Genomic DNA, 9376 nt, shown 5'->3' with positions numbered 1-9376 from the left:
AGTCCGTGTGGGCCCACCAATTCGAAAGCCGCGCATTGCGCGGCTTTTGGCTTTCTTGCCCAGTCAATTATGGCGATCACTTGCCTATCACCGTCCACATACCGTCCACAACGCCATATCTAACGCAAGATTTGGTGGGTGTATTTTCTGGATATCCAGCCTTCAACACCCTCCTCTGCGACTACTGAAACGTAGAGCCAGTCTCTATTACTGCTATCCAAGACCTCAAGAAGCGTCCTGTCCGAAAGATTCACATTGACCAATGGAGCTTTCATCTGCGGCTCAGTCCTCAAGCGCACCCCTCGCCCTTCACAGATCGATAAGGGCTCAGGAACTCCAAAGGTGCATCACAAAGGGTGCTTCTGACGGCCCTTGCAACCTGGTTAGACGTCATCGTTGGAAGTAGTTTCGGCTGTAGCGAACAAAGATCATCACGAGCACCATTTACAGCGAGAAGAGAAACACAGAGCCAACAGATCGCTTTATAAATGGTAAAAAGGTGTAACCGTTGCGCAAGCGTAAGCGACTCTACTGTTTCGCCACTCTCTAGGCGCCCGATAATCTGCTGCTCAAGTTCGATCTCCGCGGCAGTAACTACCCTCGCATCGCCGGACAAATTAACCGAAACAGATGCAGTACCACCTAAAGTTACGAATGACCCAAGATCAGGCCCACGGCCAGATATCAAATACATTACCAATGGAGATCGCAAAGCGGCCGCGACTGTTCCACCAAGAGCCTCGATGTTCCTCGCCATTTGTCCAAACTGAGTCGAGCCTGCCACGGCATCTACATGCCGGATAACAGACTGTATCTGGCTTACTACTTCGGGCCGAAACACTGACTTCACGGTATTATCTATCTCGAACAAAGCAGAGCCGATCGCTTTTATAGCTTCAGGATTCACCAATTGGCTGACCAATCTTATTTGTAACTCACCACTGTTCCACATCGCCTTACGTTGATCTAAAACGGTCCCACCCGAGCTTTGTTCCTCAGTCATGCCCCTGCTCCTAGTCGACACAATTGCGTTTAGATAGCGGATTTAAATTAACTACGTCGGCCAAATGACCAGGACTGAAATGAGCATATTTTTGTGTCATAGCCAAGGTTGCGTGACCTAAAACACGCTGCAAGGTCAAAATATCACCACCAACTTGCATATAATATGCGCCAAATGTATGTCGCAACACGTGCGTCAACTGACCTTCAGGTAATTCCAACCCAATCTGGCTCACAACTTTCCGGAAGATATTGTATCCAGGTCGAAAAGGTAGGGCAGCGTTCAGACGCAACTGCAGCTCCGGGCTAATCGGGACAGAACGATTCTTGCTTGACTTAGTTTTATTGTAGTGAATTAGACAATTGCGCACTTGGCGCGGCAATAGTTTCTCTGCTTCTCCCCATCTAGCACCTGTCGCCAAACATACTTCTGCGATCAACTCAACATCAGAATCTTGAGCAGCCAAGGCTTGAAGCAAGCTTGTAATTTGATCGGCTGACAAGTACGCCATTTCGGCCTCATCAAACTTTAACTTGCGAACCTTGGATAATGGATTTTCGCCCTCCCACTCCCCAAGTCGCTCCAACTCGTTGAATACTGCCTGCAGATAAGAGAGTTCGTGGTTCAGCATATTGGCGCTGATCGGCTTAACCTCTCCATTCTTCTTGCTAAAGCCTCGGCCCGGGGTGCTTCTCGTATGCCGACCCTCGGCACGTTCAGCACGGTATGCCGCAAAATGATTCGCCGTAAATTTGGCTGCCTTGGGATTGCCCATTCTCTCGACCATTGCCGCCAACAATCTCTGACGCTGCTCTCCAGTTTTCAGATTCTGGCCATGCAACCGAAACCACAAATTGACCAAATCGCTGAGGCGCCGCTCATCGAGTTTAGGCTGTTTTTTAAACTCTCCTTTTGAGCCGTCGCCCATGATGCGACGCTCCACGTGCATCGCCTCATTCTTCGTCTTGACAAGCCGCCGGATCCGAGGACCCGCCCTACCCTCTGGCCGACAATCCACAAGCCACTGCCCGTCTTCCTGCTTCTTGATTGACATGGCGTTATACGGGGCTGACCTGGCCGCAGTCCGGAGCTGTGTCGCCCGTCATCAGCCAAAGCACGTATTTTTTGAAGCGCTGCTGGTGGGTGATCTTGAGCAATGCAACCGAACTCACCTCAATCCTCAGGGCAAGCTCGTATTTTTTGTAGCTACTCAAGCTTATCCCTGTGGCCTCGCACAGCTCGGCCTGGGTCAGGCCTTCCTTTAGCCGTATCGCCTTCAGTTTTTCCGCCAACTCCATCACCTGATTCCTTCTTGACAGGGTTCCGTATGGGTACTTATATTGGTTCCATATGGGTACTTTTGGCCCATATATCCATAAATATCAGAAGGTGAGGTTATCAGAATGCAGGTCGTCATCGACACGCCATACATGACCATCTCGGAGTTCACACGGCGCTCCGGACAATCCACGAGTGCAGTTGAGAATGAGATCAAATCGGGTAAGTACATCATTCGACCCAAGAAGGAAGGATCGAAGGGAGCTGTCCTACTGAATATGGTCCACATGACCATGGAAGCCGCTAAGCAAGCAGAACGTGTACTCGACGCATCTGCAAGCATCCAGCGGTAAGGGCCGGTAATGAACGCAAGAACGCGCATCACCCGGGACCACTTCGAAGAAATCTATCGGAGCGACGTGGTTAAGGCCCTGGAGAACGACCGGGAGTTGGACTTTAAGGACATTGGCGACAAGTACCTGCAGAAAGGAACGTGCCCAAACTGTGGTAAGGAAAAGCTATTCATCAGTCGCTCCAAGCCCTACCGCTTGAAGTGCAACCGGGACAATGAATGTCAGTTTGAGCAGAACACCCGCGAGCGTTACAGCTACCTATTCGAAAACCTGAGCGAGCGTTTTCCGGCGACAGAAGCCAACCCCAATGCCACGGCCGATGCTTACTTGCAGCGCAACCGAGGGTTCGAGGTTGGCAAGCTGTCTGGCTGGTACAGCCAGGCTCGACGCAAGATGGCGTCCGGCGACGTTGCCGACACTGTCCGGTTTCCACTCTGCAACGGCTACTGGGAGCGAATCATCGACGAACGCATGGTTGCGGCCAACAAAGGCGACAAGGCCGGCATCAAGTTCAAGATGAGTTACCAGAACAACGGCTGGATGCCCCCAGGACAGACCATCGATAAAAGTGATCGGGTGTTCGTCGTGGAAGGGATTTTCCACGCCATTGCACTGCACCTGGCTGGCTACAAGGCCATTGCTTCGATCAGTTGCGTGAACTTCCCCTGGGAGATTGTCGAAGCCCACAAGGGAGCATCAGTGACGTGGGTCATTGGCCTGGACGACGACAAAGCCGGTCATATGTACATCCCCAAATACCTCAAAATGCTGCGCGGCATGAGTGAGATTGGTTGGGTCGCCCTCGCTGGCCAGCGTGACTGGGACGACGTGTATCGAGATGGTGAACTGAACGACAAGTTCATAGAGGACGCCTGTTATCGCGGCCAACTGTTCACCGCTGGGAACACAAACAAACTCGCTTACCTGCTGTACCTAAGGCGTCCGGCCGGGTTCTACCTGCTGGAATTCCGGAATCAGCTCTATTCGGCCCGCGTCAACCAGGCCGAACTGAGCAAAGACCTGGGCGAAGACAAGGTGGATGGCAACCGCGAGATCTTCGCCCGCCATGTGCGGATCGCTCAGATCTCAAACTGCATCCCCAACTTGGACTATCTGGAAAAGGACATCATCACCGGAGAACAGCGCTACTACTTCGACTTCCAGTTTCCCGATCGGACCCGAAGCGTCCAGGCTCCGCTGCCATCAAGCGCAATCGCGGAGCCCCGAGGGTTTGTCCGGGCCATGCTCGACTTCACACCAGGAGGCAACTTTGAGGGCGGCGCTCGAGAACTGGCCATGCTCAAGGCCAAATGGCTGAACGACGAAAAGCGGCCAGTGCGGACTGTGCGCAGCCTTCCTTTCATTGGCTACGACGAGGACTCCGGCACCTACTGCTATCCCCAGTTCGGCTTTCACGGCGGCAGAGAGATGCCGGTCAACAGCCACGGTTTCATCGAGGTCAAAGGTGCCGGCGTGAAAACCGCCCTGGTGAACACCAAGTTCGAACGCGGTGCCGACTTCGACGCTGAGTGGTTCCCCGACTTCCTAGCGGTTCACAGCCTCAATGGTCTGGCTGCATTGTCCTGGTGGACGGCTTCACTGTTCGTTCAGCAGATCGGCAGTCAGCAGGCATCGTTCCCGTTCCTTGAGCTGACCGGTGAGCCCGGAGCGGGCAAATCCACACTGCTGCGCTTTCTATGGCGAATGATCGGCCGCGACAACATGGAAGGCATCAAGCCCAGCGGTACGGGTGCCAGTGCCGTGGGCCTATCACGTGCCTTTTCCGAGGTCAGCAACTTACCAGTGGTGCTGATCGAATCAGACCGGACGTACAACGACGCTCAGGGCCGCACAATCACGGTCCAGTTTGCCTGGGACGAAGTTAAGCCGATGTTCGACTACCACGCGCCCTTGCGCGTGACTGGTGCAAAGACGGCCGGCAATGAAACCCGGATCAGCATCTGGCGCGGCGCCTTGGCCATCTCTCAAAACGAGAGCGTGGACGGGTCCGAAGCCATCCTCTCCCGCATCGTGCATCTCCACTGCACCAAGGATCACCACTCGTTGGCACTCAAGCCAATGGCCGATCGGTTGAAGTCGATGAAGGCCAAAGAACTGGGAGGCTATCTGCGCCGCGTCCTGGCCTTTGAAAAGCAGTGGCTGGAGCGTTACTTCGAAGCGTTCACACGCTACGAGGCGCGTCTGCAGTCGATTAGTGCCCTGACCGAGGCTCGGATAGTTCTATGCCATGCCCAGGTGCTTGCTGCTGCGTACGCGACCCAGCCGCTGTTCCCCAGTTGGACCGACAGGGACACAGAAAGTCTGGCCGGGCACTTGGAGGCGCGAGCGATCGCCAGGCAACAGCGGTGCCGCTCAGAGCACCCGACCGCCGCTCAGTTTTGGCAGATCTATCACTACCTAAACGAAGACGTGGTGACGATCACCGACGGCGACGGAACCCGGGAGGAGATCCGCGAAACCTTGAACCACAGCAACGATCGGCAAGTGATCGCCATCAACATTCAGCACTTCCAGCAGGCATGCCGCCAGGCCGGCCAGGAGGTTATCTCCGAGGCCATGTTGCGGCGAGCGCTGCCGCAGAGCACCACTCACCCTTTCATAGAGATCCGCAAAGTCCGTTCACCGCTGGAGAAACGCTCTATCTGGTGCTGGCTTTTCAGCAAGCGAGGGAATGCCTGATGAAACGTATGAACTGCAGTAGGTGGGGTGCCCTGCCAAGTGAAAAGACGAAGGCATGCGCAGAAGTCGTTGAGGTCCGGAACATCCGGAACATTCAAATTAATAGAAAAAATATTCAATCAATTCAGTCATTTAACTCAATAAATCTGTTCCGGCATTGCTGGAACAAACCGGAACGCCCCGGAACAAATTTGTTCCGCCATGTTCCGCCAATGTTCCGGTCAGCAATTTCTCCGGAACAGCGCTACAACCCACGTCCCACGGGGTTCTCCGCCGTTTACCTCAATGGTGTGTTCCGGAATGTTCCGGTAGAGCCGGAACAAGCCAACCAAGCTGGAAGCCCCGTACGGCGAGGCTTTCAAATTTTCTTGTGCCCCGTGTTCCGGATGTTCCGGGCCTTCCGCAGCCCTGCGCATGTTTTCAACGTAGGAGAACCAAAAATGACCGCTCTCAATACCCCTGCGCGCTCCGAAATGCCCCCCAAGCCTCTGGACTTTGCCCATTGCTGGCAGCAGGCCGTCGAACTGGTCGGACTGTCGTCCGCCGTCCCGCTGGTCACCACGCTGAAAGAACTGAGTATCGCGGGAGCGGGAATCTCGCCACTTCTCAAGCGCCTGCAGTCATTGGACACACCGCGCCGCGCCCTACTGCTGACCATGGCCTGCATGGCCAACCCAAAGCGCGCTGATTGGCTCCAGGGCGAGGTGGGTTTGCACTTCGGACAACTGACAGCTGCAGACCTGGGCACTGAAGTGTTCCAGGTACTGGTCGGCTTACTGGCGTCCTTTCCCTTCGCTAGTGCAACTCCGGACCCGCTGGATCATTGCGAATGCCCAGGCGACTGGAGCGACCTGGAACAACTCGTGGGCCGTTGCACTCGTTGTAAGCACCCCGCCCTTTTCTGAACGACAACCTGGAACAACATCATGAAAAAAACTGAATTAGACGAGCTGACAAGCCACCTACGACTTGAGGCGTTCCGCGACTTCGCCCGAGGTCGCATCAATCTGGACCTGCTACAGAACGATGGCGAGCGGTTCACGCACTCCACTGTTCAACTGATCTTTGAGGCATTCCTGGCAGAGGCTGCTGGTGGGCAGGTGATCGGCCAGCAGCTTTACGCCGGCATTAAAGAGGGCAGCAGATACCACTCCCAAATCGAGTTCGGGAATTCTTGTGGTTGGCCCCACCCATTCCCTATTCGGTTAGAACCATGCCCCGAGGGCTATGTGGTAAGGGGCGGTGTTGGTGGCAGGTATCGGATGGAGGATGTGGACCTCTACGTGGTCAAGCACGGCTCCAAAGTGCGCGTGGCCTGAATAGGAGTAGAGAAAGGATGAACATTCGCTACAGCGCCAATGCTCTGAAAGGCTGCCTGCAGTTACCCAACTTCTACGTGGATCTCTGCACGCCCGAAGACTTGGCTGAACTCGCCACCATCGGGCATTGGCAAGAACATCCAGAAGAAACCCCGACTCAGATCACCGTCGTTCACCTGCTGGACGTAGATGGTCAGGACCTGGGGATATTTGAAGTGCGCTGTGAACAGCGCCCGGTATTCACCGCCAGCCTGTTGCGGCAGGCGTGATAGAGACGGTGTCGAGGAGTTCGCACCTCCCCGACACCAACCACCAGCAAAGGAGCAACACATGCAAGCGATACATCCAAGCGGTAGCGCGGCACAGGCTACCACAGCACCAGATCGGCAGCTGGCCCTGGTAATGGTTGGCAAGGCATTGATTGAATACCAGGTGCAAAAGACGCCTGACTCCCGCTGCCAACTTGAAGCCCTAGCAGCTCAGGCCGAGCGCCTGGGCGCCCTGTCTACCAGCGATACCACCTTGCTGGCCGAGCTATTGGCGCGGCCTGTTCTCAAACCAACTTTGAACTGAGGTCGTTATGGTGATTATCGGTTGTCATTCCGCTGGGCTTTAGCAGCCAAGGCCGGATGGAACAAGGGGGCGGCTTCGGCCGCCCTTCCTAGTTCTGGCTGATAGCTTATTGCCACTCAATTCCCAAACTCCCGCCCCGCCAATTCAGGCAACCTCATTCAAGGAGTAGTAAATGAAAAACCTGAACATCACGGAGATTCGCGGCGAGCTGCAGGGCGCGGCCACCATCATGCACATGATCGTCGAAATCTCATCTGCTGGAGTCCAACTGAGCGACGAAGGCCGTGCAGGACTGCTTGAGGTAGGCATTGCTGCCATAAATCGAATTGAAAGCGCCGTAGCAGCACTCGGGGACTATGAGGCGGGCAAAGCCCCTAGTTGATCGAACAGCAACCGCTGCTGTGCTTTAGGTAACTCGCGGAGTCGGTCGAACAGAAGGGAGTCAACCGACTTCGCCGATGGGCTCAGGGTATGCGAGAAAGTCAGGTGAGCAACCCAAGAATGCCCGCAGTGTACGTCCAGGCACTGGCAATAGAGTTTCCTGAAGTCAGGGGAAAGCGCCTCGCTGTGCCCTATTCGTCCCTTGTGCCCACACTTGCAGATAACTCTCATGCATCCCTCCCCAGGGGTCCTATTCAGGTACTATTTTGCCACAACATGTAGTGCTTTCATTGAGTTACAGCCTCTATATCAAGTGATTTGATCTGTAGCCGCGGGCTCTCTCCAAGCAATCCGCCGATCCTCCCGCAACGTGTCATTGACCTGGTTGAACAGCTGACAGATCGGCCTGATCTCGTTGCTGGTGTACACCCGATCGATCTTCTCGATATCGCCAAAGCCACCGCTGTTTTCCGGGATGATCCCGGCCAGTGCCGGGTTCATTCGCCAGGCGGCAATCACGTCGTTGCGCGTGATGTTCTTGACCTTCTCCAGCTCGTCCTTCGCCTGGAAGTCCCCCACGGGGATGATCTGAATGGCGTTCTCCTTGCCATTGGGGATGTTGACGAACATCGACCGGAAGTTGCCCACGCCTTTGCTGGAGCTGATCTGCGCACGCAAGTTGTCTTCGTCCTCTTCGGTCAGGTCCGGGTCGTTGGTGTAGAAGATGTAACCGGCGTGGGCCCCGTTGCTGTAGTAGCGCCGGCGGAACAGGGTCGCGGCCTCGTTGAGTAACAGCGCCTGCATGCCGCCCAGGTAGTCCGGCACGCCGTAGATGTTCTGCTCCACGTCGTAGTCCAGGACGTGCTCGATCTCATCCTGGTCAAAGTCCATGAACTTGTTTTCGGGCAGCAGCATCCGGAAGCCGCCATCGACCTTTACCCGCATATTGATTGCCGCCAGGTGCTGCAGCTCCAGGACTTGGCCAAAGGCGTTGGTGTCGCGGTAGAAGAAGGCTTCGCCGAACACCATGTAATCCAGGCCCGCGCAGCCCATCGTCTGCGCGCTGCAGCCGGCCGAAGGGATGAGTTCACGCAACAGCAAGTTGCGCTTGAACTTTGGAATGGCGCCGTGGTGCGCGTTGGCGCGCAGCAGCTTGGCCAGGCCCGCACGCGACACTGGCGGCTTGTAGATCTCGCCGTCGTCGCTGAGAAACACCCCCAGGTACTCGCCGATGTTGCCCGACAGCACCTGCTCGGGCTCGCCGAAGGTGAACGCCCGCATGGGCTGTTGCTGTCGCGCCTGCTGGACTACCGGGCGTTTTTTGTGTCGAGGCTTGGGCATTGTTTCCACTCGTGACGTAGCGGCTACGGCGCCGCTTGTTAGTGTTCAAAGGTTCGTTGTGCAGTGCATGCATGATTGCCCACGCGATATCGGCGTGGCCGGTGGCGTCGGTGCGCGAAGCGCTGTAGGTGACTTGGCCGCTGCCGGTGGTGCCGCGCTTGATCGTCAAGAAGGCCTGGGCAATGTCGGTCCAGCCGGCGTCCCACTCGATCCGGCTGCCCTGGATCGTGTCCTGGGCTTTGAGCACCAGAAGGTTTTCGTTCTCCAGGCTGTAATGGATCGAGGTCGCTCGCGGGTAGAAAGTCGCGCACCAGGTCGAATACGCCGTAACCGATGCCGGTCGTATCGATACCGATGTGCTGCACGTTGAAGCGCTCTGTGAGCTTCTTGACCTGGTCGCCTGATACTTGAAGGACTGCCCCGACCAG

Annotated in this window: 11 protein-coding genes and 1 pseudogene; 6 read left to right on the top strand and 6 right to left on the bottom strand. The window is 55.7% G+C overall.

Annotated elements, in window-relative coordinates:
- Window positions 1-289 precede the first annotated feature (289 nt).
- From M1B35_RS30225 to M1B35_RS30215, 3 genes are read right to left on the bottom strand one after another with little or no spacing between them, the layout of a single operon-like run.
- A complete protein-coding gene (locus tag M1B35_RS30225; protein ID WP_268263878.1) occupies window positions 290-1003 on the bottom strand; it encodes a hypothetical protein in 714 nt (237 codons plus the stop codon).
- A 10-nt stretch (window positions 1004-1013) separates the two neighbouring features.
- Window positions 1014-2057 (bottom strand): phage integrase, encoded by a 1044-nt coding sequence (locus tag M1B35_RS30220; RefSeq protein WP_341870171.1) that lies wholly within the window; start codon window positions 2055-2057, stop codon window positions 1014-1016.
- A 4-nt stretch (window positions 2058-2061) separates the two neighbouring features.
- Window positions 2062-2301 (bottom strand): helix-turn-helix domain-containing protein, encoded by a 240-nt coding sequence (locus M1B35_RS30215; protein WP_268263876.1) that lies wholly within the window; start codon window positions 2299-2301, stop codon window positions 2062-2064.
- A gap of 342 nt (window positions 2302-2643) precedes the next feature.
- Here M1B35_RS30215 and M1B35_RS30210 point away from each other — a divergent pair, with 342 nt between their 5' ends.
- From M1B35_RS30210 to M1B35_RS30185, 6 genes are all read left to right on the top strand, one after another.
- Window positions 2644-5334, top strand: a complete 2691-nt coding sequence (locus tag M1B35_RS30210; RefSeq protein WP_268263875.1) for a toprim domain-containing protein — start codon at window positions 2644-2646, stop codon at window positions 5332-5334.
- Window positions 5334-6239 (top strand): hypothetical protein, encoded by a 906-nt coding sequence (locus tag M1B35_RS30205; protein WP_268263874.1) that lies wholly within the window; start codon window positions 5334-5336, stop codon window positions 6237-6239. The genes M1B35_RS30210 and M1B35_RS30205 overlap by 1 nt, the downstream gene beginning before the upstream one ends.
- A gap of 21 nt (window positions 6240-6260) precedes the next feature.
- Window positions 6261-6653, top strand: a complete 393-nt coding sequence (locus M1B35_RS30200; protein ID WP_268263873.1) for a hypothetical protein — start codon at window positions 6261-6263, stop codon at window positions 6651-6653.
- Between the two features lie 17 nt (window positions 6654-6670).
- Window positions 6671-6922, top strand: a complete 252-nt coding sequence (locus tag M1B35_RS30195) for a hypothetical protein (RefSeq protein WP_268263872.1) — start codon at window positions 6671-6673, stop codon at window positions 6920-6922.
- 61 nt (window positions 6923-6983) lie between these two features.
- Complete coding sequence (locus tag M1B35_RS30190; RefSeq protein WP_268263871.1) at window positions 6984-7226, top strand: hypothetical protein; 243 nt, start codon at window positions 6984-6986, stop codon at window positions 7224-7226.
- Window positions 7227-7398: 172 nt separating this feature from the next.
- Window positions 7399-7608 carry a hypothetical protein gene (locus M1B35_RS30185; protein WP_268263870.1) on the top strand — a complete coding sequence of 70 codons (210 nt, stop codon included), beginning with the start codon at window positions 7399-7401 and terminating at the stop codon, window positions 7606-7608.
- On the opposite strand, the gene M1B35_RS30180 is transcribed toward M1B35_RS30185, so the two are convergent.
- The 3 genes and pseudogenes from M1B35_RS30180 to M1B35_RS30170 form a co-directional block, all read right to left on the bottom strand.
- A complete protein-coding gene (locus M1B35_RS30180) occupies window positions 7581-7838 on the bottom strand; it encodes an Ogr/Delta-like zinc finger protein (RefSeq protein ID WP_268263869.1) in 258 nt (85 codons plus the stop codon). The two genes, M1B35_RS30185 and M1B35_RS30180, sit on opposite strands and share 28 nt — an antisense overlap.
- Window positions 7839-7916: 78 nt before the next feature.
- Complete coding sequence (locus M1B35_RS30175) at window positions 7917-8756, bottom strand: phage portal protein (protein ID WP_268263879.1); 840 nt, start codon at window positions 8754-8756, stop codon at window positions 7917-7919.
- A pseudogene (locus tag M1B35_RS30170) lies at window positions 8695-9313 on the bottom strand (phage terminase large subunit family protein). The gene M1B35_RS30175 and the pseudogene M1B35_RS30170 overlap by 62 nt, the downstream one beginning before the upstream one ends.
- Window positions 9314-9376: the final 63 nt, after the last annotated feature.

It is taken from the genome of Pseudomonas morbosilactucae, assembly GCF_023241665.1.
Taxonomy (GTDB): domain Bacteria; phylum Pseudomonadota; class Gammaproteobacteria; order Pseudomonadales; family Pseudomonadaceae; genus Aquipseudomonas; species Aquipseudomonas morbosilactucae.
This window is presented reverse-complemented; position numbering and strand designations above follow the sequence as displayed.

Excerpts from the sequence above, each read along its gene's own strand:
- M1B35_RS30180 (WP_268263869.1), bottom strand. The coding sequence starts at position 7,838 with ATGAGAGTTATCTGCAAGTGTGGGCACAAGGGACGAATAGGGCACAGC.
- M1B35_RS30215 (WP_268263876.1), bottom strand. The coding sequence starts at position 2,301 with ATGGAGTTGGCGGAAAAACTGAAGGCGATACGGCTAAAGGAAGGCCTG.
- M1B35_RS30210 (WP_268263875.1), top strand. The coding sequence starts at position 2,644 with ATGAACGCAAGAACGCGCATCACCCGGGACCACTTCGAAGAAATCTAT.
- M1B35_RS30190 (WP_268263871.1), top strand. The coding sequence starts at position 6,984 with ATGCAAGCGATACATCCAAGCGGTAGCGCGGCACAGGCTACCACAGCA.
- M1B35_RS30185 (WP_268263870.1), top strand. The coding sequence starts at position 7,399 with ATGAAAAACCTGAACATCACGGAGATTCGCGGCGAGCTGCAGGGCGCG.
- M1B35_RS30205 (WP_268263874.1), top strand. The coding sequence starts at position 5,334 with ATGAAACGTATGAACTGCAGTAGGTGGGGTGCCCTGCCAAGTGAAAAG.
- M1B35_RS30200 (WP_268263873.1), top strand. The coding sequence starts at position 6,261 with ATGAAAAAAACTGAATTAGACGAGCTGACAAGCCACCTACGACTTGAG.
- M1B35_RS30195 (WP_268263872.1), top strand. The coding sequence starts at position 6,671 with ATGAACATTCGCTACAGCGCCAATGCTCTGAAAGGCTGCCTGCAGTTA.
- M1B35_RS30225 (WP_268263878.1), bottom strand. The coding sequence starts at position 1,003 with ATGACTGAGGAACAAAGCTCGGGTGGGACCGTTTTAGATCAACGTAAG.
- M1B35_RS30220 (WP_341870171.1), bottom strand. The coding sequence starts at position 2,057 with ATGTCAATCAAGAAGCAGGAAGACGGGCAGTGGCTTGTGGATTGTCGG.